Raw genomic sequence first — 25,820 nt, forward strand, 5'->3', positions numbered from 1 at the left:
GCTTAAAGTTTTGTCAGGTAAAGTTGAGCGATTTTTACGAACTCTGCTTCGCCTTTTGCTTTTTCTACAACGTATGTGAAGTTCTTCTTAGCTTTTTCCTTGTCACCAGCTTTCATATAAAGGCGCCCAAGATCAAGATAAGTTTTCCCTTCGAAGATTTTTACTGACTGAGAAGTCATTTTTTCCAGAGTTTCGATAGCAAGTTTATCTTCCCCCAGGTCTTCAAACACTGCTGCTTGACGGCTCAGGATGAAATACTTTGCGTAGTCATCGCTTGCGATTTTTTCACCAACAGATAAAACAGCACGCGCTTCAGTGTTTTGAGCGTGGGCCATTAAAGCGTCACTTGATTTGATCACGAGAGGTAGTAGTCCTAAATACTCACCCATTTCCAGGTGCAGGTTCATTACTCCACTCTCCAGAGTTTTAGCTGCGTTTGGAGCAGTTGGGTTTGCCAGGTAGTCTTTTAGAGTTGTGATCTCGAAAGCGTGAATCTTGTTGTTGTATTCAACGTTAGACTTGTCAGCAAATGTCTTAAACATTCCAAAAGCTAAAACAGCGGCCACGATAACCCCAAAAACCGTGTAAACGGCAATTTTATTCTTAGCAACAAAGCCTTGAACCTTATTTTCGTTCAGGATTTCGTTAATTTCGCGGTTTGAAGATGAAGTCGTTGTAGTCGTCATTGATTACCTTAGGTTGAAAGTTTACATTTTTAAACAAAGTCATTCTAAAAAGCCTTTGTTAAGTTGTCAAAAATAGAGAGCTTAGTTAGAATAAATATATTAGAAAAACGCTGCTGACAGGATGCGCAGTCCACATTTATTTAGGTAAGAAGGATTTTGACCTTATGAAGAATCTCTTAAAACGAGTTTTACTTGCAGGATGCTTACTCATTTCATTTCAAAGTGCCTATGCGTTAGAAAAAACGAACCGCCTTGGCGTGGGAATGACTAACCAGCTCAAAAACGATTTCCCGGCCCTTTCCTTTAAAATGCAAAAAAGCCGCTCATTCGCTTTCGGTGGAATGGTTGGCGTATCAACATCAGACACCGATGGTGGATACGGTGCCGGAATTAAACTCTACCGCAATATCTTCGATGAGCCTCAACTCAATTTCTACTTCGCAGGTCTTGGCGCTTTAATCGCCAACAAGATTAACGGTAAAACATACTCAGGTTTTCAATTTGATTTAAGCTTAGGAAGTGAATTTCACTTCACAGGTCTAAACTCACTTGGATTTAGCTTTGAATTTGGTGTGTCGGCCAATAAGAAAAAAGATTTTGTCTTTGAAACTGTTGGCAGTAACTTTGTGGTTGCAGGGATTCACTTCTATCTATGAAAAAATTCTTAAGCGCCTTTTTATTCTTCACTCTTTTACTGGGAACTCCAGCAATCACTAGTGCTCAGGAGGCAGGTAACGATATCTTCTCGGCTGACGATGACGACTTGAACGTGGGTGGAGACATCTTTACTGATTTTAATGAAGACATTGAAAATGCTAAAGTGGTTGAAGATGAGCGCTTTTATCGTTACGGCAGATTTTTTTCTTTCAACCTGTCTCTGGGATTAACAACTTTCGATGGCAACCGCGGTCTGGCGTATGAAAACCTTCCGCCTTCATATGGTGTTTCTTTTACCTTCTTTAAAGATTTTCAAACGGCCTTAGGATTAGGTGTCGAGTTTTCGAAACACTCGATGTTTTTAAAAGATGCAGTCAGAGCTTTTCCCGATAAGCGCTGTAATGGAAATACTGAAGCCTGTCCTCCGGGAATGGTTGAAATCAGCATGCTTCGTGTTTTTTTGGGCTACCGCTACTACATCGATACAGCAAATTTAGGAACTGCAATCACATATTCAAACCCCTACCTTATTGGGCGTCTCGAATACTGGTACACTACAAATAAATACACTGATCAAACTCAACTCCCTAACGACGCCGGCGGTGGTCTAGGGGCAGGTGTTGGTTTTGGTCTGGAATTCCCTATTGAACTTAAAGAAAGTTATATCGGTCTTGAGTTTCTTTTCCACTCAGTTGCCTTCTTCGACAAAAACACTCAGCGCTACGCCCCTCTTACTGATGGCGGATACGGGTTTGAAGACTTAGGTGGAAATGCATACAGCACGATGGTGAGCTACATCTTTAACTGGTAATCAACCAATTCCCTTAAAACTCTCGATGGAAACGGCCTCCATTTTCTTCATCACTTTTACCTCGCGGTAAAATTTCAGATACAGTAAATTCTCCAGATAGGTCACCGGCAGTTTGTTGGACACATTTTTTATCGATTTAAAAATGCGTTTAGGATGAAAAAGATAGTGCACAATCACACAGGCACCAAGCACCGCAAAACGGAAAATAGATAAAAACCATGACGGGATATTTTCTGAATACGACTGCACATAACCCAATGAAGGGCCAGTCGTTCTGGTCATAAAAGTGTCGCCGATATACTTAAGGAACCTTTTTTTAGGGTCATTAATCAACTTTTCATGAAACTCTGATCCATCATAAGGAACAAAGTTGTGAACGAGAACATCATCGACTCCCAAACGGGCAAGCTTCAAACAAAACTTCCCTGTTCGATAAAGATCCCGCAGCCTTTGCCCAGGATAGCCTACAAGAATATTGCTACAAATAGGCAGATCGAGCTCCACGCTTTTGGCCATGGAAATAGTCATCTTATCCAGATTCGCATTCTTCTTTAAAAGTTTTGCCTCTTCAGTTGAACCTGAATCGGGTGCGTACTGAATGCGCAGAAGTTTTGCCGCTTTTAACCCGCGCAAAATCTCTTCTGAGAGGATTTCACTGCGAGTTCCAGGACTGAATGTGATGGTCACCGGAAGATTGGCCTGGGCCATTTTCTCGCAGAAATCCATGGTCCATTTTTTATTAACCAGGCCTACGAGGTCCATAAATTCGATGTGGTCAATTTTATAAAGAGAAATATATTTTCTGATTTCTTGAATGATGGCCTCAGGAGCGCGGTGAAAAACATATTTATCCCACATCTGGGGAGCGCTACAAAAAGAACACTTATAGGGACACCCGCGGGAAGTGAGCATCATCATCGTCCGGCGGTTATGAACCGTGGCCCCAGATCCTTGCTGGAGGTAATTTTCCATTGGGAAAAGGTCCCAGGCCGGAGTCGGGATTTCATCCAGTGCTTTAATTCTCTCACGACGAGAAGAGACAACAGAGCGCTCTTCGTCACAATAAGCAATACCTTTTATTTTTTTAAGATCTCCATTTTCTTTTTCCAGCTGCTGACAAAGATCAAGAAGTGTCTCCTCGCCTTCACCTAAAACACAAACCAGATTTTTTGGAAATTCTCTTAAAATATTTTCATGAGCAGCTGTAGCGTGCTCTCCACCTAAAACAATAAGTGCATCAGGAAAAGTATCAATCGCTTTTCTCACAATCTCTTTGTGCAAAAGCCAGTTGCTGGTAAACATACACGAAAGGCCAATGATTCGGCTCTTAGGATTGATGCGTGCAATGATCTCGTCGATCTGCAGTCCGTAAAAAAAATATGGTGAATTTTTAATATCTGTAACTTGATCAAGGGCCTCTCCCATACTGTCGACAATCTCGACCTGGTAAAAAGACCTGATATAGGAGGCCACATAAGCAAGCCCCAATGGCGGCGACGGCGTCACAGTTGCGGCGTTACCTTTTCTCATGAGTACAGGTGGATTAATCAGAGTTACGATCACGCAATCTTTCCTTCCAATGCGCAATAAATACTATTTCTAAAATAATTTAACTCTACACTTAAAACAGTTTAGGTAAACAAAGATTTTACAAAATGTGAGAAGTTTTCACATAAAGTTAGGCGTACTTACAAGAAAAGAAACAAAAAGGCCCGGATTCTCCGGGCCTATTTTATGAACAATGTCAGTATCAATCAGGTAACTTCTTTCATGCGTTTGCCCAGGCGGCGGTTTAAATCCTCCCCCGTTCTAAACACAATATGAATCGGCGTGTTGTCGAATTCAAACTCGCGTCTCAATCCGTTTTTCAAGTAGCTCTTATAGTTATCCGGAATGTCCTTAGAAAGGTTTGTAAAGAAAAGGAAAGTCGGCGGATTCGATTTTAACATCGAAGCATACTTCACCTTTAACCTCTTACCTGCTTTCTTAATGGCCACTGGATTTTTTTCAATCAACTGATAAACATAACGGTTAAGTTTTCCAGTTCCAATGCTTCTGTTTCTAATCAAAACAGTTTTCTTGATCGACTCTCTTAACTTTCCAATATGTTTATTGTACTTCGCTGAAATAGGAATCAGGTCGCAATGATTTAACCATGGAACAGTCGCTCTTAAATCGGCGATCCATTCTTTTTTGGCCGCTTCGTCGACAAGCTTCTCTTTTAAAAGATCCACTTTGTTTAAACAGACAATAACTGATTTTCCTTTTTCCAGAGCGATGTCTAAAAGACGGCGGTCCTGGTGAGAAATACCAATTGTTGAATCGATCATAAAAAGAATAATGTCACTCTCAGTAATACAACGAAGAGAGCGGTAAACAGACTGCTGCTCAATAAAGCCTTCAACGGCCTTCTGGCGTCTGATCCCAGCTGTATCTACAATGTGCATAGAGCGCCACTGTGATCCTCTTTCTTCCTCTTCTTTTAACATCAGGGCTTCTGCTTGTAGATACTCTTCAGAGTACCCAACGTTCTCCAACATCTCTTCTTCTGTTAATTCTTCATCTTCATCAGAGAAGTCTTCATCGTCTACAGCAAAAACAGTTTCATAAAGATCATCTTCTGATTTTTGAACTTCTTCATCAGAAAGAGCGTCATCGAAATCGATTTCATTTTCGTTGTGTTCGTCTGCTTCAAGAGTTTCATCAAAAAGCGGAGTTTCTTCACCAACGTAATCTTCTTCATCGTAAATCGGAGCGCCTTGTGTCCCTTCTTCTTCAAGGTTGTAGGCAACGGCCAGGTCTTTATAAACATCAGGGTTGTTGTTTCTGAATTCTTCATATTGCTGGAATAAAAGAGAATCCGTCTTAGCGAAACTTAAATCATCATCCAACAGATGTGCCTCTTTTCCAAAGAAAAGATCAAAGAAGCCTTCGATCGGGTCAACTGTGGTTCCCGGGATATCACTTACCAGCGCTCTCTCCGCCCCTAAAAGCAGGTTAAGCATGGTCGATTTACCAGCGTTTGGTGCTCCAATAAGCGCCAGACGTGCCACAACTTTCTCTCTTGGAGTTACACCTTTTTGCAAGTTCGACATCTCATCTTTTTGTGAGTTTTCGAATTTGATGATTTCTTTTTGTAGTCTTTGCTTAAGATCTAATAATCCAAGGCCGTGCTCAGCAGAAACTTTAAACATTTCTTCTTCGCCAATCCCTAATTGGTAGAACTCCAGCTCTTCGCCTTCCTGCTTGTCAGTATCATACTTGTTAACCAGAACCCAGAATGGTTTTTTCTGAGCGCGGATATAATCAGCAATACTCTCATCGAAAGGTAAAACACCTTCACGTGAATCAACGACGAAAAGGATCAAGTCACTTTCTCTAATCGCTGTTTTCGCCTGATCAGTCATGATGTTAAAAAACTTATTCATGATCTGGTCATTTTTTCTTGGTACGTTTTCTTCGATTTTTGTCGGATAGAATCCACCGGTATCAACCAGGATCGCTTCGGCCGCATCTTTTCCAGCAAGCTCTTCAAAAGTTGCGATACCGTAGTGGCGATCGCGCGTAACCCCCGGCTTATCGTGAGTGATGGCCTTATGGGCCTTTCTCATCAGCCTGTTAAATAGTGAACTTTTACCGACATTGGGTCTCCCGATCAGGGAGATCACCATTGAGCGGTGATATTGTTTTGTTTCCATTATTTCTTTCTCCAAACGCGGTTAGAATCCTTCGCGCGAGGAAGACCGATTTCTTCAAGAACGAAGTTATTTGAGAACCACTTAGGCGACACTTTTACGTGCAAGTTTAAGTGCACCGGGCCTCCTGTCATAACTTCAATTTTCTTTCTCGATCTAATCCCGATTTCTTTAATCATTGATCCAGATGAACCAATCACGATCGCTCTTTGCGACGGACGGTTAACCAGGATTGAAGCTGAAATGTGAGATTCAAATGTATTCGGGTCTGTTTTGCCTTTTACTTCTTTATATTCATCAATCACCACGGCAACTTCGTAAGGAACTTCATCTTTTAAAAGTTCAAAGGCCTGCTCGCGGATGTATTCAGTAACGAAGAATCTTTGGTTCTTGTTTGACACATCTCCGTTTGGATACAAGTGTGGTCCCGGCTCAGCTTTATCACAAAGAGCTCCGGTTAGATCGTGAATGTTGATTCCTTCTTTTGAAGAAATTAAAAAGTACTTCTCAAGTGATGGGAAGATTTCTTTAGCTCTTTCAAAAACTTCTTTTAGTGGAAGTTTTTCTGAGTTTTCAACTTTGTCAGCTTTAGTGAAAAGAACCCATGTCGGCCCAAGTTCTTGCTGGAAATTTTCTTTAAAATCTACAAACTGTTCTAAAATGTCGCGTGAGATATCAATTAAAAGCAGGTTTAAATCCGCTCCTTCTGTTCCTTCTCTTGCCTGCTCATTTAAGCGCTTGTTGAATTCCTGGTTTGACTTGTGCAGACCCGGAGTGTCCACCATAACAACTTCAGTGCGGTCAACAGTGAACACGCAGTGAAATTTATTTCTTGTTGTCTGAGGTTTACTTGTAACAACTGACAGGTCTGTTCCGATCAAACAATTGATCAATGAACTTTTCCCTACGTTTGGCGCCCCTAATACTGCCACCATGATGGATTTGTTGTGGGGGTGCTGATCTTCGATTAACATTCTCGTCTCCTTTCTAAATTCACGCTTACTTTTTTAGTAAAGCTTCTCGTCTATTATTTTTTTCGCTAATTGCTTTTCTACTTTTTTCTTTGATGGCCCAGTCATTGCTGCCAACTTCTTGTCTCCTAGCCACACTTCGACATGAAATCCAGTGTGATCCGGAAGTTCACTCGATTTATAAGTAGGAAATACCCCGTGGGCGGCCATCGTCAATTCCTGAAGCTTGGACTTAGTATCAAAAACATTCAGTTGTTCTAAAGAATAAAATGAAGTCTTTGTATTCTTTTCAAACTGATCGACAATAAATTTTAGTGTTGTCTCTAAAATCTCAACACTATTATTTGAATCAAAATAAATCGCAGCAAAAAGAGCTTCAAAGGCGTCCGCCAAAATCGAGTCTTTATCAAACCCGCGCGAACGAAGCTCTCCGCGCCCCATGAACAAAAACTCTCCCAGAGTTAGTGAGCGAGCGAGTTCAGCAAGCTTTTCTTCATTAACTAAAGCTCCTCTCAATTTTGAGAGATCGCCTTCGTGATGATCTTTATAAAGGTGATAAAGATTTTTTCCAACAATAAAGTTGATTAGTGAATCACCTAAAAATTCCAGGCGTTCATTTGAGTGCAGTGTACTCTCTTTCATCTCATAACAAAAAGTTGATTGAGTGAGTGCGAGAATCAAATACTTTTTATCTTTGAATGTATAATTAATTTTTTTTTCGAGTTGAGCAAAAGAAATCTTGTGAGAAATAATATGATGGAGTTCCGATTGATCGAATTTTTTTAGTGACGCTTCGGAATAAAATGCATTAAGCCATGAATGGGTATCAGGAAAGCGGATGCTCCCATCTTCCTGAGTTTCTTGATTAAAGGTCGTCTCTTGCACGGCTTAGCCTACTGATTATTTGAATGTTTTTATCTCAGCGCGTTTTTTATCACTACTCATACGCGTTATCAAGATTCTCTTTTTTGGTTGTTAATATTTACCAACTAAGATACTATGCGGGCGCTAACACTTTGAAATGACTCTTCACACACACACTTTTCCGAGAGAGACGAAAGAACTATGAACACAAACACCACAGAATCTACTGTCCAAACCCCGGTTTCAAGCGCCCCTCTAAACCCAGAACTTTTCGAGCTTCAACAAGAGTTTTACCGCAACCTTAGAACTCAAGGAAAAAGCCAAAACACACTTAAGAACTACAAAACAGACCTAGACTGCTTTAATTTTTACCTGAACACTGAGTACGCTTCAGTTGAAGTAAAGAACTTCGACCAGGCACTAGTGACAAACTACGGAAAGTACCTGGAAAACAAGTACTCTTCTGACAACTCAAGAAGAAGAAGAGTTCAAGCTCTAAGAATCTTCTTTGATTTCCTTTTAAACAAATCACTGGTATCTTCAAACCCAGTTAGAAAACTTCCAACTTCACCGAAGTTTTTAGATATCCCGAGACCAACTCCATTCATCGACGTAAAAACTCTTTGGACTTACCTGGTTGAAGAATCTCACTCTCAGGATAAAATCCAGGAGCTTCTTTCTAAAAGAAACCAGATTCTTTTCCTTCTAATCTTTGGGGCGGGATTAAAAGTTTCTGATCTTTCAGAACTTAAAATGAGCGACATCACGATCTCTAACGGAGAGGCGCGCGTTCTTATCCGTCACCCAAAAAGAGATGCGTATACTGTTGTCCTTCCAAAAATCTTTGAAAAAGTTTTTGCTGACTACCTAGCGATCCTTGATGAAATGAAAGCGAAGTCACAAATCACATTTGATAACCTTCTCTTCTACGCTAACCCATACAGAATCATTTCTGGTGGATTATCACCAAGAGGGATTGAGATCATTTTCGAAGACTACAGAAATAAACTAATGATCACTCTGACTCCAAAATCACTTCGTCAGGCGTGTATCTTCAAGTGGATTCAACAAGAAAAGAGCGTTACACTTATTAAGGAATGGCTAGGACTTGCTCCTTCTTATGACCTTAAACTTTACCTGGAGCACGCTCCAAATTTCCTATACAACGAGGAAATCCTGGAAGACATCTACTCTAACTACAGAAAGCACTAAAATAAAAAGGGCCCGTTTTTCGGGCCCTTTTTTTTAATCATCAATAACTTTCTCACCACTCGCTCTTCTAGGTCTTACTTCTTCCGGCCTCTCGTATACCGGAAGCCCTACATCGTGATCCATATGCCAGCGGTCAAACATCAAATCATTCTTATCAATGCGGTAGAAATCTAATTCTTTGTCGATATTATCTAAGCGGAAGGCCAGCTCGCGCTGAAGCTTAATCTCATCATTTTTGCGAGAGAGTAAATCATCCAATGCTTTGATCTTAGCTTTTTCAAGTTCAGCAATCTGGCGGTCGTAATCAGCGGCCGTCTGCACTTTTCTTTCTTCAAAGTTCCAGATCCCATTGTTGATATCGTTGAGCTGAACCATGAAATCTTTTTTCTTGTTAATTAAACTGGCGCGGTAAACAGAGGCTTCGCGCACGCGCTCTGCCAGCTTCTCAGAGTGCATAATCAGCGCAGTCCCGCGTCTGAAGTACTCTTCCTTGGGAAAACATGGAAAAAGCTCTTTGGCGTACATGACAAAATAATCCGGCTCAATACTACGGACGTAGCCCTGGCAGTAATCGCCTTCTTTATTGTTTTGGATTTTAAACTCTACTAAATCCCCGGCGCGGAAAAATTTTACGTTCTTATTTTCGCTGGAGATCTTAACGATTGAAGCTGTGGCATCACGGTCAGTCACTCGTCCGGAAAACATCGTATAATCGGCCTTAACGTCGTAAAACGAATCGGCCCCAATAACCAATGTCTCTTTTTTAATCTTGTTTTTGGGCTCATCTCGGACTGTCAAAGAATTAAGCGCCTTCGACTCAATAGCATTTGATGAGTTGATTCCAAGGATTAAAAAACTAAGCAGTAATGACTTCATACATAAGATTATAACCTACTTTTTTTTCTACCCCAGTGGGAAAAAAGCTTTCCGAAAACACCCACCGAGCGTACTCTAATGGCATATTTTTTAAACCGGAGGATTTATGGAATTTTTTCTAGACACAGGAATTATTGCTGAAATTAAAGAAGCAGTTTCGTTGGGTATTATTGACGGAGTCACAACTAACCCATCTCTGATTGCTAAAACCGGACGCAAACAAGAAGACGTAATCCGCGAAATCTCTGAGATCGTTGACGGTCCAATCTCGGCGGAAGTTATAGCACTTGACCTTGATGGTATGATTAAAGAAGGTGAAGAACTAGCAAAGATCCACAAAAACGTGGTGATCAAGCTTCCTTTAACTGAAGCAGGAATTGCAGCTTGTGCTCACTTTACAAAAAAAGGCATCAAGACAAACGTCACACTTTGTTTTTCAATGAACCAGGCCCTGCTGGCAGCTAAGGCCGGAGCCACTTACATTTCTCCATTCATTGGACGCCTGGATGATATCGGACACAACGGAAATGACCTGATTGCTGAAATCCGCCAAATGTATGATAACTACGGATTCAAAACAAAAATCCTGGCGGCTTCTATCCGCCATTCAGCACACGTCAGAGAAGTCGCCTTAATTGGGGCAGATGTAGGCACAATGCCTCTTTCTGTTATCAAGTCTCTTTACAAGCACCCCCTAACTACAAATGGTTTAGAGGCGTTTTTAGCAGACCACAAGAAGGCCAACACTAAGTAATCCCAAACTAGGGCAAAAATTAAGGTTTTTGCCCTAAGTTTCCCCCCTTATTGCCCGATAATAAAGCAATGAGGAACCTGCTCTTTCTCTCCTTATTCACTCTCCTGTTTGCTGCTTGTAAAAAGCAGACGACGACGTCTCAGTCTGCCTTGGGTAGCAGTGGATCGGCCTGTCTTATCGGCAAATGGAGTGATTCTTCTCTACCTCTAACTCTTAAAATGTCTTCTGATTTTTCCGGCGATATCACAGCGGGTATGATGGTCGGAGGACTTAACCCTCTCGAGCAGATGGCAAAGGTGTGGAATGATGCTGTAGGAGGCTCTAAAACACTTATTACGGTGCCTTTTCCAGTTACCAATAACTCAGGCTACTCAACGACATCGGCCTTCAGAGACAGCGAAATCGGTATCTATAAATCCCCTCAATGGTTTTCCAACGTTCAGACAAACGTTATCGCTATCACTCAGTACTACGGTATTGTCACTAGCAGCGCAGGACTTGGCCAATACGTACAACTGACTCACGCAGATATTATCGTTAACTACCGCGACTACGCTTCAGACCTGGTGATGGCAAATGCCATCTACCAAGTGGATATGGACCTTCCGACAGTTGTCCTGCACGAGATGGGACACTTACTTGGTCTTTGTCATGAATCGACAAAACCATCCATCATGGCGCCCTACTATTCAACGACTCAAAGAACTGTTCAGAATTTTGATAGAACTCGCATTCAAGATATCTATATCAACAACTACATTAGCGGCCTCGGCGCCAACACTAACGCCATCAGCGTCCCTGAAGGAACAGAAGTAAAAGGGATGATTGAGCTTCATAAAGACGGGACTTGTGCCCACTATGAGAATGGCAAAAAGGTCTACGAACACCACCTGGATCTTTCTCGTAAACCAGACATCGCAATGTTCAAAAAGCACAAATAAAAAAGGCCCTCTTTCGAGGGCCTTTTTTTTATTTTAAAAAATGTATTAAAAACTACTTTTTAAGAGCGTTCTTAATTGCTGTGAATCCAGCAAAGTCAGTAGCTGCGATTTCTGCAAGCATTTTTCTGTTAAGAGTAACATTGTTTGCTTTTAGAGATCCGATGAATTTTGAGTATGAAGTCTCTAGAGTTCTAGCTGCTGCTGCAATTCTAACAACCCATAGCTTTCTCATATCTCTCTTAAGTAGTCTTCTTCCTACGTAAGCGTAGTTAAGAGCACGTTTAACAGTTTCAGCTGTGTGCTTATATTTTGTTCTACGGTCAAAGTGGAAACCTTTTGCAAGTTTCAAAACTTTGTTTCTTCTTCTTCTAGCTTTAAATCCTCTACGTACGCGTGCCATTTTCTACTCCTGTAACGATCTTTGGGGGAAGCTTCTTCTCTTAGGCCCAAAACATCTGTTTTATATTTTTATCTTCTAACTAGAATGCGTATGGAAGCATTCTTCTAACTTTTTCGTGCTCTGATTGGTGAACTAGAGCTGGTCCACCTGCTCTGTTCTTTCTTTTTTGGCTCTTTACTTCAAGCTTGTGTCTTAGACCACATCTGCTTCTTTTAACTTTACCTGTACCAGTTACGCTGTATCTTTTCGCAGCTGATTTTCTTGTCTTCATTTTTGGCATGAAATACTCCCAACATTCGCTATATCAACGATCAATTTATAAAATAATGCATTAAATGCTTTTTAAAGCAGGTATAAATATCAATAAATTCATACCTTGTAAAAGACTTTCTTAGTCCTTTTTAGCTTTTTGTTCTGAAGCAGCAGGTTTATCCTCTGCCTTCTTCACAGGTGGCTTCTTAGTCGAAGCTAAAATGGCGATAATTCTATTACCCATCATTTTTGGCTCAGACTCGATCACAGCACCCATTTCAACAATTTGGCCGATGATAGCTTTGAACTTCTCCATTCCTGCATCGCGATATGACATTTCGCGACCGCGAAACTGCATAGAAATCTTAATCTTATCACCTTGGTCTAAGAACTTGCGGCAGTGATTTAGCTTTGTATCTAAGTCACCTTGCTCGATATTTGGACGTAGTTGAACTTCTTTTAACTGGATAACAATTTGTTTTTTCTTAGCTTCTTGGGCCTTCTTTTGAAGCTCGTACTTGTACTTACCGAAGTCAATAAGCTTAACAACCGGAGGTTGAGCTGTAGGGCTCACTTCAACAAGATCTAGGCCTGCTTCATCAGAAATTCTTCTTGCTTCGGCCATAGAAACAACACCGTATTGGTGACCGTCGTCCCCTAGTAAGCGGCATTCAGGAATCCTGATTTGCTCGTTAACTCTTGGACCTTGGTTTTTGTTTGATTGGCGGTCGCGATCGAATGATGGTCTCTGGAATGAACCTGGGCTCTGGTTGTCTTTAATAATTTACCTCTGGATATAGACCTTCTAGTTATTTAGAGGGTCCTTTATTTTAGTAATGCTACGAATGAATATAATCTTTTTGAATAAAAAAATGAAGCTCTAATTTAGGGCCATCCAAAACTATGTGGTAAGTGTCATTTATGGCCAGGTTACTTCCCTTGATGACTTGCTGGGCCTGAACTTTTAAGGCAGAAAAATCCACTTTAAAGGCCTCTTTTGGAGACTCCCAAATTAAAGTTGTCTGGGCCTCTACGTCAAAAGTCGGCAGATCTGTTTTGGGAACACCTACAACTTCTAAAAGAAGCCTACCTTTTCCGGTTTTGGTGCTTATTTCCACAATGCTTTTTTTCCCGACCAGTTGGTAGGTTGAGTCCGTCAGGATTCTTTTTTTAAGCGTCTGGTCTGCGTCCATCCACAGGTCGAGGTCGTGAAGATCTCCACTTGCGATAAAACGCCGCCTCTGCCAATTGATTTTTTTTAGCTTGATGGCGGCCATATTAATTTAAAAGATTGATAGAGAGTTGCGAGCTTAAATCCGACTCCACTTTTGTCAGGACATCGGCCAGTTTCTGGGAGTCCGTGACAGCATAGTAGCCGCTGTTGCTTGCGACGATGCCAGTGTGAACGAAGTACTGCAGACTCGATTTAGAAAGCGGAACCGAGTAACTTTCAGCGTATTTAATAATGCGCTTAAGTTTTCTCTCGCTTTCAAAAACTTCTTTATATTTCTTTAAGAAGGTCTCCATTTTGAATCCTTCTTTATATTCTTTTGAAAGCGCTGTCAGAGTTAAGCCACAAACGTAGTAAGCTTCCATAAGATAGTTACATGCGCGCGAAAAAAGACTCACTTTCTGCAGGATCTGATAAAGCTCCTTGTGAGAGAGCTCCATACACTCTTCCAGCGTTTTGACTTCTCTTCCGACAGCATCAGAAACGATTTCCAGAGTTGAGTTTAAAAACTCTTTTACCGTTGGAAGATAAAACTCGTGCATTAGCTGTTTTCTCTGCGAGATAAAAAACTTCTTTAGGTCATCGACATTGGTGATGTGCCCTGAAAATAAGTTAACCCATCCCATGTTTACAATCCACGGAACTAAGAAATGGTGAAGAACCGTGTTTTTGAAATAAAGAATTTCTTTTCTTGAATCATCTTTAATCGAATAGAAAACGTGGTTTCCATTCGGGTTTCCGATGGCCTCAACTTTTTTATTTCCAATTAAGATATCAATTGATCTCTCCAGTGATTTTTCTAAATTCTCCGGAGTGATTGAATCTGTAATCGGCACATTGAATTTCTGGCAATAAGCGACGATGTGGCGGGCCTTAGAGAGAATTTCTTCCCACTTAAGCGCTCCGGTCGGCTCATCTAAAAGAATCATCGCCAGAAGTGACGTCGGAGTCACACGCATATTTTTCCCTACCTCTAAGAAACATTCGAAAGCAAGCTTTTGAGTCTGGGTTTTAAGATTGTCCAGGTCGACAGGTGGCATATCTACCGGGTGACCGACATTGATGTGCACGTTACCGAACTGGTATGAAAAAAGTCTAACTAGACCAAAAACCTGGCCGGCACTTTCTTTTTTCTTTTTTCCGCCTTCCAGTTCGCGCACCAGGGACTTTTGCTCAGGAACGTATTCGTGAACAATCGACACCGGGATAAACTTTAGTGGCATCCTGTCTTTTTCCGGGATGGAATTGTGGGCTTCAATCAGCATTTGATACAGACCGTATCTTGGCGGCAGAAGCTTTCCAGTGCGCGATCTTCCTCCTTCAAAGAAAAACTCAATCGGATTTCCCTTCACCAGCATGTAGTGAAGATAGGCTTCAAGAGTTAACTTATAAAGGATGTCATTGGCGAATGTTCTTCTGATGAAAAAACATCCTGAACGACGAAACAAGGGCCCGATCGGAAAAATATTCAGGTTGTTTCCACCCGCCACAAAAAGTGGGGACTGGTATTTTTTGAAATAAATATAGTTAATGGCCACGTAGTCGGCGTGTGACTGGTGGTTGGGAACTAAAACGATGTTATTTTTCAGCGACAACTCTTTTAAGTTGTTGCCGCTATCGTTGAAATTGATCCCGTCATATAATTGCGACAAAGAGGCATCGAGGAATTTCTCAAAAGTTCTCAAGAATGGAAGCGAAAGCTCCGCTCTGATTTCTTTTAAGTTTTTGATCGCTTTTTCGCGGTCTTCTTCCTTGTTAGCAATCCTGTCTTTAAGCTTGGGATAATTTAAAACAATTTCTTCCATCTCTTTGAAGTTATCAAAGAAACTCGGGATCCCACCAATGAGACCGCCAAGTTTGGCGAAGTTTCCAAGCTTAGAAAAATCCATTATCTCACTCCGTGAGGTTTTGATTCACTCATTCCCGATGCTGTCATCTGGATAAATAGTGCTGCTTCTGACATCGCTTTAATGTTATCAACTCCGATGTAAGTCATTCCCGAACGAAGACCTCCCATTAGCTCGTTAATCACATGAGACACTGGCCCTTTAGAAGGAATCATTGTCGATTCACCTTCTGCCGCCATCCCTTGAGGCATTTCTCCGCGCCAAGAAACTTGCGCAGCTTTTGAGGCCATTCCTCTATATTGTTTCATTCCACCTTTTAACTCACCTGGAGTTTCAAATGTTCCAGAAACAAGAGACCCAACCATTACTGAAGAAGCTCCAGCACAAAGTGCTTTTACGATGTCTCCAGAATTTTTTAATCCGCCGTCAGCAATAACCGGGATTCCGTGTTTTTCAGCAACACTTACCGCTAGTGCGATCGCTGATAATTGAGGAACACCGTGACCAGTAATGATACGAGTTGTACACATTGACCCTGGGCCAATTCCTACTTTTACCGCGTCAGCTCCGCGCTCAATCATTCTCTTTACACCATCAGCAGTCGCTACGTTACCTGCGATAACGTCGATTTTTGAGTGTTTCTTTTTTAGGTAATCAAGTGTCTCAAGCATCATAATAGAGTCGCCGTGAGCGATATCTAAAGTGATGATTTGAACGCCGGCATCTACCAGCATATCTGCTCTTTTAATGCCTTCTTCTTTAACCCCGATACTTGCAGCGATTGGCGTTTTAAGTCCTTTTTCTTTTAAGTATTCCTGGATTTTTTTAACCATTGCCACTTGTTCAGTCTCATTCATGAAACGGTGAAGAGAACCAATCCCACCCAGGCTTGCCATAGCACAGGCCATTTCTGTTTCAGTGATGGTGTCCATATTGGCCGTGATCACTGGCAGATCGATTTCATAATTTTTTGTGATTTTAGTTTTTAAAACTGGATGTTTTCTCGATGAAACTTCTGAGTAGCGAGGCACTAATAAAACATCATCAAATGTTAAACCGATTCCTCTATTTAAAATTTCTTTTGGACTAAACATTAGTTCCATGGATTCTCCTGTGAGCGTTAAAGGGTCAAAAAAAAGAGTACATTAGAGAATAAAACCGACGGAACTTGTTGGCAAAACTTAATTTGTGGCCATGCGAGCAAAAACGATAGGAAGGATGATATAAAGGATGGTGTCGCGCACTAAATAAAAAAGAAAGAAATAGACAAAGGCCTTTGGTCCCTTTTCCCAGAGCTTTTCCAACCCCAAATACTGGGCCTTCTTGCTCATGGCGATCATAAAACGGCTTTTTCCGTAATGCTTAATGAAAAAGGTAATAGAACCATCGACTTTTTTGTCGAAGGCCAAAAATGCGCCTTTTATTGGCGTATATAGAGTCTGAAAGATATTCATTAAAGGCACCTTATCACAGAAAAAATGATAAGAAAAAAAGATTAAAACCTACATTTTTATGACAATTTTCATGCTTTAGAGAGCTATAACTAGTTAAGACTATGATTACCAATTTAACTGTCATTAATTTAAAGGCCAATTCACACGCGAGCCCATCAAAGGGAGACGTGTTCGTTTTAAAGACGTGCCAGCGTACCCTAGTTATGGGACTTGGTGAAGCTCCTTTTTTACACCTTCGCGAAAACGCGCTTAGAGAAGACGTCATCACTGATATTTTTGAAGGGCAAGACGCTTACGTTTTCCTACTGGAAACGATCTGTGGCCTGCGCTCTGAAGTCGTTGCCGAGTACGAAGTTGTAGGACAATTTAAAGAGGCCTACCAAGAATTCCTAAAATCTCCTGAAAGAAACAATCATGTCATGATGGTTCTGGAAAAACTTTTCCAGGACAATAAAAAAGTCAGAACTGACCATTTAACTGAGATTGGTCAGCTTACATACGCGGGAATCGCCAGAAAACTCATCCATACGGCCGTGAGTGACGGAGATGTACTGGTTTTAGGTTCGGGAACTCTGGCCGAAGACCTGATTAAACTTTTAAAGAAAAAGCACAATGTGTTTATCTCTGCCAGAAACGACGCGCGCGTAGCGGAACTTTCGAAAACTTACGGGTTAGAGAGCATCGCGTGGGGCGCAAAAGACATTTACGCCCGCTTCCCTTTTATCGTTAACACTATTGGAGCGGATGAAGTTCTTTTTGATGAACTCTTCTTCCTGCAATTTTTCGGTTACAAATATCACACTTCTCCCAGAGCACAAATGAAGCTCTTTATTGATCTTGGATCTCCCTCTGTGATAGAAACTAGTCTCACAGAAAAAGATGGAGTTCTTCGTCTGGAAGATATTTTCAGACAAAGTGCCAAGCTCAATATTGAAAAGATGGAAAAGGTACATAAAGCGAAATCAACAATCGCTTCCCTTGCCGAAAAACGCGCAAGACCTACTCTATCTAGCACACCATTTGATTGGGAGGAGTTACAGTTTGCCTACTCACTATAAGATCGGAACCAGAGGGTCACTTCTTGCCCTCACTCAATGTGGACAAGTTAAAGACGAACTAGAGCGCTTAACCGGCGATACTTTCGAATTAGTTGTCATTAAAACTCAAGGTGACATTCAAACCTCACAGCCGCTTTGGCAGATGAGTGGAAATAACTTCTTCACAAAAGAGCTTGATGAAGCTCTTTTAAATGACCAGGTAGACCTGGTCGTTCACTCACATAAAGACCTGGGCTCTCTTCGTCCTGAAGGCATCACAATGGCCGCAGTGACAAAGAGAAGTTTTGCTCACGATATTCTTCTTATTAAGAACGAAACAATTCCTACGATTAAAAATAGAGCTGAATTAATTATCGGGACATCTTCGCCAAGAAGAATCGTCAATATTGAAAAGAAACTGGCCGACTATCTTCCCAAAGCAAAAAATGTTGTTGTTAAAACAAAGATGCTTCGTGGAAATATCAACACTCGTATTCAAAAACTTCGCGATGGTGAATACGACGCTATTGTTTTAGCTCTTCCAGGAATTGAAAGACTGGCCCACACACCTTCTTCAAACGAAGAACTAAAAAGACTTCTGGATGGAATCAACTTTATGATTCTTCCTCAAACAGTCTTCCCTTCTTCTGCTTCTCAAGGAGCGCTGGCCATTGAGTGCAAACTTAACCGCGCTGATAACGGAGAGCTTCTAAAGAAGCTTGCTCTGGTTCAGGATGCGCGCACAAAAGAAGAAGTTGTCCGCGAAAGAAAGGCCTTCAATGAATACGGCGGTGGATGCCACCTTGCTGTGGGAATCAACGTTAGAAAGCTTCATAGCTCTAAAGGGGAATTTTTCCTTCATAGCCACCAAGGGCACTTAAACGGGAAAGACGTGTCGTTGTTTGAACTTGAAGGGCGCTCACTTCCGGCCTTTGTTATGGCCCCAAAAGTTTTTGACGGACATCCGGCAAATGATCAGTTGATTACGAAAAAAAATATCCCGGTCACATTGGATCAGGGACTGCATCTTTATATCACCAGCAAATACTGCTTTGAGGCGATTTCCGGAAGTAACCCAAAATCTCTTTGGGCCGCTGGAACAAAAACAATGAAAGATCTCGCGGCCCTTGGCTTCTGGGTTAACGGTACTGCTGATGGCATTGGCGATGATGAAGTAGAAAACCTGCGCTCATCTCGTGCTGCCGGAATCATGGTCGACACCAATGCACAGTTGATTGTTTTATCTAATGATGAAGCAAAAAGCACACTGACAACGGCAGAAGTTGTGGCGTGCTATAAGCGCGAGATCAATAAAAATCTAAGCGCTGAGTTTAAAGCAGAGATTTTAAAAACAGAAGTCTTCTACTGGACAAGTTACTTCCAGTACCAGGCCTACATCTACCACTTCCCGGAAATCAAAGACCGCATGCACGCGTGTGGGATCGGCAAAACATACGATCTTTTCCGCACTAATGGCGTCGAGGTCCTTCCGATGGCCGGAATTGAAGAGTTTAAATCATGGACGAGAGTCTAAAGGAATACATATGTCGAATATTCAATCTGATCTTTTTTCTAAATCAAAAACATTAGTGCCTGGTGGAGTTCACTCACCGGTAAGAAGCTTTAAAGGGCTGCATACAACACCACGCTTTTTTAAAAGAGCTGAAGGCGCTTATATCTACGACGTAGAAGATAAAAAATACGTCGACTTCTGTATGAGTTTTGGTCCACTCATTCTAGGGCACAGACACCCTAAAGTTGAAAAGGCCCTACACGAGGGTCTTGAGCGCGGATGGAGTTATGGAGCTTGTGAGCCCTACTCATTAGAGCTTGCTGAGTTTCTTCTTTCTAAACTTCCCCACGTAGAACAACTTCGTTTCGTTAACTCTGGAACAGAAGCTGTTATGACCGCTCTTCGCCTTGCTCGTGGAGTGACGGGAAGAAATAAAATTATTAAGTTTAACGGCTGCTACCACGGCCACGTGGATTCAATGCTGATTAAAGCAGGCTCTGGATTAGCAGGAGAAGCTGAAGCTTCATCTGCTGGAGTTCCTGAAGGTGTGGCCCACGATACACTGATTCTTGAGCTTGGTGATACTGAAGGATTAAAACAATGCTTCATCGATCACAAAGACCAAATCGCAGCGATCATCATTGAGCCTCTTCCGGCAAACAATGGTCTGATGGTTCAGCCAAAAGAATTCCTGCAATTTTTAAGAGACATTACAACTGCTAATAAAGCACTTCTCATTTTTGATGAAGTTATCTCTGGTTTCCGTGTTGCTTTTGGTGGAATGGCCGAAGTGACAGGAATTAAACCGGACATCGTCACACTAGGAAAAATCATTGGTGGTGGTTTACCGGTTGGAGCGATTGGAGCTTCAAAATTTATTATGGAGCATTTGGCGCCAATTGGAAAAGTTTACCAAGCAGGAACTCTTTCAGCGAACCCTTTAGCAATGGTTGGTGGACTTTCAACTCTTAAAGAGATGACTCCTGAGTCTTACAAAAAAATTGAAGAACAAACAAAAAAGATCACAACACTTCTAGCGAACTGGATGAAGACTTATAACAACGGTCAGTTCAACATGTTCCAGATCACAACTTACTCTTCTCTATTTTGGATTGTGCCAAAAGAGAACGTCACAAAGATCGCTGACATCCCGGCCAACCTAACTGAAAACTTCAATAAACTTTTTGAAGTTTTACTAGACCGTGGGATTTACCTGGCGCCAAACGCTTACGAAGTAGGATTTGTGAGTTTAGCTCACGATGATACTGTGGTGGCCGATATTGCTAAGAGACTGGATATTAAACTTTAATGAATATTAAAAACCCATTCTCTCATTCATCAAAACTCCTCTTTACCCTCTCATTACTGTGGGCCGGAGTTCTTTTGATGATTGGGGCGTGGTGGGTTTATATCATGATCAACTTTGAGAGTTTTCTAGGCCACGCAGACAGACCGCGCATCACTAAGATGCTCGCCTGGGAAGGTGGAAGTTTCCTGGTTCTCTTAATGCTTCTTTCGATTTCTCTTTTAGTTCTTTATTTAAAAGATCAGAGAAAGACAAAGTCCCTTCAGGCCTTTTTCGCGAGCCTCACTCACGAGCTAAAAACTCCACTGGCAAGCATTCGCCTGCAAGGTGAAGTCATCAATGAGATTTTAGAATCAAAGAATGATCCGACGTTAAATAAACTCATCGGGCGCCTGATTGCTGATACCACGAAGCTTGAGACACAAATGGATAAGATCCTGCAGCTTTCGCGCATTGAGCGCGGAGGTGAATTAAATCTCACTTCTTTGTCGCTTTTACCTTTTATTAAAAGACTGGCAAAGGCCTGGGTGCCTGAACACGAAGTCGAAATCATTGCTCCTGATGGAAACATCAATATTGATGCTGATGAATTTGCCCTTGAGCTCATTATGAAAAACCTTCTGGAGAACACGCGCATTCATACGACGAGTAAAAAAATTCAAATTGTCCTTTCGCAGACAGAAGGCAAGGTTCACCTCGCCTACATTGACCACGGTGACTTTAAAGGTGACCTGGAAAAGCTGGGGACACTTTTTTACAAACATAATTCAACCAAAGGCTCTGGCATTGGACTTTACCTAAGCCAGAAACTTTTAGATAAAATGCACGGCAATCTCTCAATCACTAAGGCCAACCATGGCCTGAAGTTTGATTTAATCTTTAAAAAGAGTGAGGAGGCCCATGCTTAACATTCTCATTGTTGAAGATGAAGAAAACTTAGGAATTACCCTTTCTGAGTACCTTAAAGGTCTAGGGCACGGGTGTGCGTGGGCCAAAAATGCCAAGGAAGCTCGCGAGCTTTTTAAATCTGAGCATCCAAGTGTGATCCTGATGGATATCGGACTTCCAGACGGAAACGGACTGGATCTTGCCCGTGAGTTTAGAAAACTAAGAAAAGATTTTGTGCTTCTTTTCTTGTCGGCAATGAATGACCCTGAAACAAAAGTTGAAGGGTTAGAAATCGGCGCTGACGATTACATAACAAAACCGTTTGCTCTAAAAGAGCTTATTTTAAGGTTAAACCGCATCCTTTCAAGCCAAAGCGAGATCAACAAGCTGCCGGAAGAAATTTCTCACGGCGCTCTTAAAATCTGGTTTAAGCGCTACGAAGTTCAGGATGCCCAAGAAAACGTGATCACCCTTTCACAAAAAGAGTGCGCGATCCTGGAGCTGCTCTACACCAAGAAGAACAATGCTGTTGACCGCGAAGAGATCATTGAAAAGATCTGGGGAGAAGACAAATTTCCTTCTAACCGCACCGTCGACAATTACATTGTCAAACTTCGCAAATGGTGTGAGACCGATCCAAAAAACAGTTTAGAAATTCAAAGTATCAGAAGTATTGGATATAAATTAATTGTGAATTAGAGGAATGTGACATGGGATTATTTAACGATCGACTAAAAACAAACGATGGAAAGACTCAAGTGCCGGTATGGTTCATGCGCCAGGCAGGTCGCTACCACTCTCACTATCAGAATATTAAAAAAGATTCTGACTTTATGACTATGTGTAAAAACCCGGTTATGGCCTGTGAAATCACCATGGGACCAATTCGCGATTTTAATTTCGATGCCGCGATTTTATTCTCGGATCTTCTCTTCCCTCTTGAGCAACTTGGACTGGGATTAACGTATGCTCCAGGGCCAATTTTAGAATTCAGACTTGAGACACCAGCTGATGTAAAAAAATGTAAACTGATTCAGGAATCAAGAGCGTATTATAACTTCCAAAAAGAAGCGACAAAACTTCTTCGCGCTGAACTTCCGCAAACGAAATCTCTTCTAGGCTTTGTTGGTGCTCCATGGACACTTTACACTTACGCAGTTGAAGGGTCGCACTCTGGAAACCTAACCAGCTCAAAAAAAGGTTTCTACGATGGCAGATGGCAAGGTTTTTGTGAAATTCTTCTTCCAGAGCTTCTGACAGAAATGTCGGTTCAAGCTGAAGGTGGAGCAGATGCTGTATGCTTATTTGATACAGCTGTTGGTGAATTAACTTTTAATGACTTTAAAGAATTTGTTCTGCCAATGCTTAGAAAAGTGACGAGCGAATTTAAGAAACTTCACCCTACGAAAAAAGTAGTCTACTACTCAAAGCTCACTCACATGAACTACCTTCAGGAAATCCAGGACAAGAACATCGACGTTCTGGGAATTGACTGGAGAATGGATTTATCAGCTGCGCTTAAAACGCTTGGAAACGATTACATGATCCAAGGAAACTTTGATCCGAGTTACCTGCACTATGACTGGCCGATTGTTGAAGCGAAATTAGAACAATTCTGGGCGCCGTTAAAAGACCTGAAAAACCTGGATCGTTGGATTTGTGGTTTAGGGCATGGGGTTCTTCAGCAGACTCCGGAAAGTAATGTCAGAAAAACGGTGGAGTACATTCACAAAAACTTTAATTACTAAAATAAAAAGGCCAGCTAACAAGCTGGCCTTTTTTATTTCTTTATTACTTTCTTTCTAATTCCACATCACACGAAAGAACTTCCGCTCCCCCAACATCTCCAATACAGTCAATGAAACCTTGGAAAACAACAACGGCCTGTCCTTTTACTTTTGTTTCAAACCCATAATCGAAATCATCTCTTCTACTCTGAACCAACTGCACAGAGTACTCTCTGTTATCATGTCCTGGGGCCACGTAGCCTTCAAGCTTATAAAGATCAGATCCCTTTCTTAAACCGATTTCTGATCCAGTCATCGTCCCATCATAAAGCCCACCAAGAACAGTGTTCTTTACTCTATCAACCGTCACCGTGACAGAGTCTACAACCGAGTCGCTCTTGCCTTTACAGGTCCAAACTTCTTTTAAAATGTCGCCTTCTCCAAACGAAGCAAAAACGCTCCCAGATGATAAAAGTACCGCGAAAACTACAAGCCCTTTTTTCATAGACACTCCCCCGAGTATAGTAGATTAGGGCCTGTTAAATCACAGGTGCATGGAAGATTTCAAGACTCTTAAACGAATCTTAACAATCTAATAAAAAGATGATTTAGAACTTCAAATTTGTGATTGGGCAGACAAACTCTTCCAGGCGTTTTTTATAACTTGCCACCATCTCTTCTTCCGATACTTTAGCAAGTTCTCCAAAGCGCGAATTTCTAAGTTCGGCCACAACATCGTAAGGAATGTTCTGCTCAAGAGTTTCAAGTCCACGAGGAAGAACGCTCATCATTCCGTGGTAAGCGCGCACGTAGCCTAGGGCCGCATCCTGACGGCCGAAGCCTTCTAAAAAAGCGCAGACGATTTCGCCTTTTTCATCATTAGTTAAAAGTTTGGTTTCGCCTAAGTCTCTTCCCCACTTGTCCATAAATGGACCGACAGGGATCAGGAATTTATTTGAGCGACGAAGACATTTTGGTTGTCTCATCGACATGTGACGGTGGTTTTCTACAGATAAGAATGCTTTGTTAACCTGTCCGGCGTAAACTAGGATCGGGTCCTGGGCCTCATTGAGTCTGTGACCTAATTTATAAATGCGTTTTCTAAAGGGATCGTCTTCCGGCATTTCCCATTGATCGATCACACGGTCAAGGTCACCGAAATTGTGGGCCATAAGAGCGGTTGATCTTAAGAAGTTTACGTGGTCTCTTTTTTCTCTTAACTCTAAAAGAAGTTTTTCTTCTTTTTCAGCTTCAGCAAGAATAACATCGGCCACTTCTTTTGCTAAATCGAATTGTTTGTGTCTCATTAGAGCGCAGTAGCCACCGATGGCCACAGAAAGCCATGTCCCTTCATGCGTGCTCATGACTTGGCCACGTTCCGGGTTATAAGATTTTCTATTAGTGACTTGTTCATAGTCCCAAGTCCACGAAGCGATGGTGATTTTGGCCATGCGTTCGATGTGTTTTTTTATTTCAGCGTGCTCCCACAATCCTTTTCTGATTTGGTTGTCAACATCGGTTGGAACAAATGTTCCCGCGGTCGTCCAATGAGCGGCCATGCAGATGTGGAAGTATTCTGTCAGGTCGATATTTTTTAGGGAGTTTAAATTCTTTTTGTAAAAAACCAGCTTTGCTAAGTAAGCGCGCTCTTTTCCGGTAGTGTCGATTTCACCGTTGAATAAGAAAGGCGCCGTATTTTGAACGTGGGTTAAAAGAATATTGGGTGCGATGCCTGTAAGCTTCAGGCCTGATTGCAGTTGTTTTTTTGCCATGGGTGAGATTTACCCTTACTAGACCCATGAGTCAATGTCTTACTTGGAGATAAGTATTAGAAATCAAAGCCACAAGAGACTATAAAAGGGGCCCCAGCTCCACCGCCCAGGACGGTGGCGACAAAGTCATTGGCGTCGACTGTGTGTTTTTTAGGTTTGGTTTTATCGTAGGCCTCTTTGCCAGCGGCCGCTACAAAAAGCATTAAGCTTCCTGTCGCGGTCACTGCACATTTTCTGGCGTGCTTAGAGAGATTAAGTTTATTTCCGAGCCCCATCGTTTCAATCGCCACATAGGCGACTCCAGAGCCTGCTAGATTGATTAAAGCTCCGGCCATTTCGTGCTTTCTTTTATCAGCAAACTCACTGCCTTTATAAATTTGTCTGCTCATCACTGTTCCTACTAATGATGACCCAACGATGACTCCGCCAATTTTAAAAACGTCAGTTCCAGTTAAGCGGTTGGCATCTTTAAAATTGAAAACAGTTTTATCTGTTTGGACATTGGAGAAAACTAATTTTTTAGGAGCGTAGTTTTCATCAACGACTCCTGGAGGAGTCAGTGAATAAAGATTGAGTGGCTTTTCTTCCATCACCTTCATCATAAAGCGCGTGAGTTTTATTTGTTCATCGGCCGAAAGTTTTTCCGGGTCAGCACAATTATTTTCACCGAAGATATGAACTGCTTTTAAAGCTTCAAACTCTTTCACATACTCTTTTCCCGCTTTGGGATCAAAGCAAAAATCTGCTTTAACAGCATTATCAAAAGTGATTCCAGTTGTTGGAAGCTTGAGTCCCGGAAGGGATTTTCCCAATGAATAAAAGGATGACTGACAATCATCTGCCATAGTGTTCATTGAAAATGCGAGTAATGAAAAAATAAGAATGTGTTTCATAAGCTCCCCTTACCTGAATAAAGTTTATCGAGG

General features: G+C 41.7%; 27 protein-coding genes. 11 read left to right on the top strand and 16 right to left on the bottom strand.

Translation table 11 applies throughout. The features are described from left to right. Positions 1-2: 2 nt before the first annotated feature. Positions 3-686 (bottom strand): YfgM family protein, encoded by a 684-nt coding sequence (locus tag C0V70_RS11100; protein WP_102243929.1) that lies wholly within the window; start codon positions 684-686, stop codon positions 3-5. A 164-nt stretch (positions 687-850) separates the two neighbouring features. Between C0V70_RS11100 and C0V70_RS11105 the strand changes: the two genes are divergently transcribed. Both C0V70_RS11105 and C0V70_RS11110 read left to right on the top strand, forming a co-directional pair. Next, positions 851-1,342 carry a hypothetical protein gene (locus C0V70_RS11105; RefSeq protein WP_102243930.1) on the top strand — a complete coding sequence of 164 codons (492 nt, stop codon included), beginning with the start codon at positions 851-853 and terminating at the stop codon, positions 1,340-1,342. Further along, positions 1,339-2,154 carry a hypothetical protein gene (locus C0V70_RS11110; RefSeq protein ID WP_102243931.1) on the top strand — a complete coding sequence of 272 codons (816 nt, stop codon included), beginning with the start codon at positions 1,339-1,341 and terminating at the stop codon, positions 2,152-2,154. The genes C0V70_RS11105 and C0V70_RS11110 overlap by 4 nt, the downstream gene beginning before the upstream one ends. Here the strand turns inward: C0V70_RS11110 and C0V70_RS11115 are convergent, their stop codons facing one another. The 4 genes from C0V70_RS11115 to rnc form a co-directional block, all read right to left on the bottom strand. Then, entirely contained in the window at positions 2,155-3,717 is a 1,563-nt protein-coding gene (locus C0V70_RS11115) for a B12-binding domain-containing radical SAM protein (protein ID WP_102243932.1), read from the bottom strand. A gap of 191 nt (positions 3,718-3,908) precedes the next feature. Further along, complete coding sequence (locus C0V70_RS11120) at positions 3,909-5,852, bottom strand: ribosome biogenesis GTPase Der (protein ID WP_102243933.1); 1,944 nt, start codon at positions 5,850-5,852, stop codon at positions 3,909-3,911. Continuing rightward, entirely contained in the window at positions 5,852-6,823 is a 972-nt protein-coding gene (gene era, locus C0V70_RS11125) for a GTPase Era (RefSeq protein WP_102243934.1), read from the bottom strand. The genes C0V70_RS11120 and era overlap by 1 nt, the downstream gene beginning before the upstream one ends. A 33-nt stretch (positions 6,824-6,856) precedes the next feature. After that, positions 6,857-7,705, bottom strand: a complete 849-nt coding sequence (gene rnc, locus C0V70_RS11130; RefSeq protein WP_102243935.1) for a ribonuclease III — start codon at positions 7,703-7,705, stop codon at positions 6,857-6,859. 180 nt (positions 7,706-7,885) lie between these two features. Here rnc and C0V70_RS11135 point away from each other — a divergent pair, with 180 nt between their 5' ends. After that, a complete protein-coding gene (locus C0V70_RS11135) occupies positions 7,886-8,896 on the top strand; it encodes a tyrosine-type recombinase/integrase (RefSeq protein WP_102243936.1) in 1,011 nt (336 codons plus the stop codon). 33 nt (positions 8,897-8,929) lie between these two features. Here the strand turns inward: C0V70_RS11135 and C0V70_RS11140 are convergent, their stop codons facing one another. Beyond that, on the bottom strand, positions 8,930-9,772 hold the full coding sequence (locus C0V70_RS11140) for a hypothetical protein (RefSeq protein WP_102243937.1): 843 nt from the start codon (positions 9,770-9,772) through the stop codon (positions 8,930-8,932). A 106-nt stretch (positions 9,773-9,878) separates the two neighbouring features. Here C0V70_RS11140 and fsa point away from each other — a divergent pair, with 106 nt between their 5' ends. Both fsa and C0V70_RS11150 read left to right on the top strand, forming a co-directional pair. Beyond that, a complete protein-coding gene (fsa, locus tag C0V70_RS11145; protein ID WP_102243938.1) occupies positions 9,879-10,526 on the top strand; it encodes a fructose-6-phosphate aldolase in 648 nt (215 codons plus the stop codon). A 68-nt stretch (positions 10,527-10,594) separates the two neighbouring features. Further along, the gene (locus C0V70_RS11150; RefSeq protein ID WP_102243939.1) at positions 10,595-11,467 is read left to right on the top strand and encodes a matrixin family metalloprotease; all 873 of its coding nucleotides are present in this window, start codon (positions 10,595-10,597) and stop codon (positions 11,465-11,467) included. Between the two features lie 52 nt (positions 11,468-11,519). Here C0V70_RS11150 and rplT read toward each other — a convergent pair whose 3' ends face one another. The 7 genes from rplT to C0V70_RS11185 all read right to left on the bottom strand — a co-directional run bounded on the left by rplT (position 11,520) and on the right by C0V70_RS11185 (position 16,651). Continuing rightward, a complete protein-coding gene (gene rplT, locus C0V70_RS11155) occupies positions 11,520-11,867 on the bottom strand; it encodes a 50S ribosomal protein L20 (protein WP_102243940.1) in 348 nt (115 codons plus the stop codon). A 79-nt stretch (positions 11,868-11,946) separates the two neighbouring features. Further along, positions 11,947-12,147: a 50S ribosomal protein L35 gene (gene rpmI, locus C0V70_RS11160; RefSeq protein WP_102243941.1), complete on the bottom strand. Its 201-nt coding sequence runs from the start codon at positions 12,145-12,147 to the stop codon at positions 11,947-11,949. 111 nt (positions 12,148-12,258) lie between these two features. Beyond that, complete coding sequence (gene infC, locus C0V70_RS11165; protein ID WP_342752220.1) at positions 12,259-12,903, bottom strand: translation initiation factor IF-3; 645 nt, start codon at positions 12,901-12,903, stop codon at positions 12,259-12,261. 55 nt (positions 12,904-12,958) lie between these two features. After that, on the bottom strand, positions 12,959-13,396 hold the full coding sequence (locus tag C0V70_RS11170) for a hypothetical protein (protein ID WP_102243943.1): 438 nt from the start codon (positions 13,394-13,396) through the stop codon (positions 12,959-12,961). A 1-nt stretch (position 13,397) separates the two neighbouring features. Next, a complete protein-coding gene (locus C0V70_RS11175; protein ID WP_102243944.1) occupies positions 13,398-15,239 on the bottom strand; it encodes a 1-acyl-sn-glycerol-3-phosphate acyltransferase in 1,842 nt (613 codons plus the stop codon). Further along, on the bottom strand, positions 15,239-16,300 hold the full coding sequence (locus tag C0V70_RS11180; protein WP_243733563.1) for a guanosine monophosphate reductase: 1,062 nt from the start codon (positions 16,298-16,300) through the stop codon (positions 15,239-15,241). The genes C0V70_RS11175 and C0V70_RS11180 overlap by 1 nt, the downstream gene beginning before the upstream one ends. Before the next feature lie 78 nt (positions 16,301-16,378). Continuing rightward, positions 16,379-16,651 carry a hypothetical protein gene (locus tag C0V70_RS11185; protein ID WP_102243945.1) on the bottom strand — a complete coding sequence of 91 codons (273 nt, stop codon included), beginning with the start codon at positions 16,649-16,651 and terminating at the stop codon, positions 16,379-16,381. A gap of 101 nt (positions 16,652-16,752) precedes the next feature. On the opposite strand from C0V70_RS11185, the gene C0V70_RS11190 reads away from it, so the two are divergent. The 6 genes from C0V70_RS11190 to C0V70_RS11215 are packed head-to-tail and all read left to right on the top strand — an operon-like array spanning position 16,753 to position 23,143. Then, a complete protein-coding gene (locus C0V70_RS11190; protein ID WP_102243946.1) occupies positions 16,753-17,709 on the top strand; it encodes a Rossmann-fold NAD(P)-binding domain-containing protein in 957 nt (318 codons plus the stop codon). Beyond that, positions 17,693-19,222 carry a hydroxymethylbilane synthase gene (gene hemC / locus C0V70_RS11195; protein ID WP_158649653.1) on the top strand — a complete coding sequence of 510 codons (1,530 nt, stop codon included), beginning with the start codon at positions 17,693-17,695 and terminating at the stop codon, positions 19,220-19,222. The genes C0V70_RS11190 and hemC overlap by 17 nt, the downstream gene beginning before the upstream one ends. 10 nt (positions 19,223-19,232) lie before the next feature. Continuing rightward, the gene (gene hemL / locus C0V70_RS11200; protein ID WP_102243948.1) at positions 19,233-20,510 is read left to right on the top strand and encodes a glutamate-1-semialdehyde 2,1-aminomutase; all 1,278 of its coding nucleotides are present in this window, start codon (positions 19,233-19,235) and stop codon (positions 20,508-20,510) included. Beyond that, complete coding sequence (locus C0V70_RS11205; protein ID WP_102243949.1) at positions 20,510-21,415, top strand: sensor histidine kinase; 906 nt, start codon at positions 20,510-20,512, stop codon at positions 21,413-21,415. The genes hemL and C0V70_RS11205 overlap by 1 nt, the downstream gene beginning before the upstream one ends. Then, positions 21,408-22,094: a response regulator transcription factor gene (locus C0V70_RS11210; protein ID WP_102243950.1), complete on the top strand. Its 687-nt coding sequence runs from the start codon at positions 21,408-21,410 to the stop codon at positions 22,092-22,094. The genes C0V70_RS11205 and C0V70_RS11210 overlap by 8 nt, the downstream gene beginning before the upstream one ends. 11 nt (positions 22,095-22,105) lie before the next feature. Then, entirely contained in the window at positions 22,106-23,143 is a 1,038-nt protein-coding gene (locus C0V70_RS11215) for a uroporphyrinogen decarboxylase family protein (protein WP_102243951.1), read from the top strand. 43 nt (positions 23,144-23,186) lie between these two features. On the opposite strand, the gene C0V70_RS11220 is transcribed toward C0V70_RS11215, so the two are convergent. The 3 genes from C0V70_RS11220 to C0V70_RS11230 all read right to left on the bottom strand — a co-directional run bounded on the left by C0V70_RS11220 (position 23,187) and on the right by C0V70_RS11230 (position 25,787). Then, the gene (locus C0V70_RS11220) at positions 23,187-23,627 is read right to left on the bottom strand and encodes a hypothetical protein (RefSeq protein WP_102243952.1); all 441 of its coding nucleotides are present in this window, start codon (positions 23,625-23,627) and stop codon (positions 23,187-23,189) included. Positions 23,628-23,730: 103 nt separating this feature from the next. Then, entirely contained in the window at positions 23,731-24,894 is a 1,164-nt protein-coding gene (locus tag C0V70_RS11225) for a hypothetical protein (protein WP_102243953.1), read from the bottom strand. Between the two features lie 56 nt (positions 24,895-24,950). Beyond that, positions 24,951-25,787: a hypothetical protein gene (locus C0V70_RS11230; protein WP_102243954.1), complete on the bottom strand. Its 837-nt coding sequence runs from the start codon at positions 25,785-25,787 to the stop codon at positions 24,951-24,953. Positions 25,788-25,820: the final 33 nt, after the last annotated feature.

The sequence above is a fragment of the Bacteriovorax stolpii genome (assembly GCF_002872415.1).
In the GTDB taxonomy this organism is placed as follows: Bacteria; Bdellovibrionota; Bacteriovoracia; order Bacteriovoracales; family Bacteriovoracaceae; genus Bacteriovorax; species Bacteriovorax stolpii.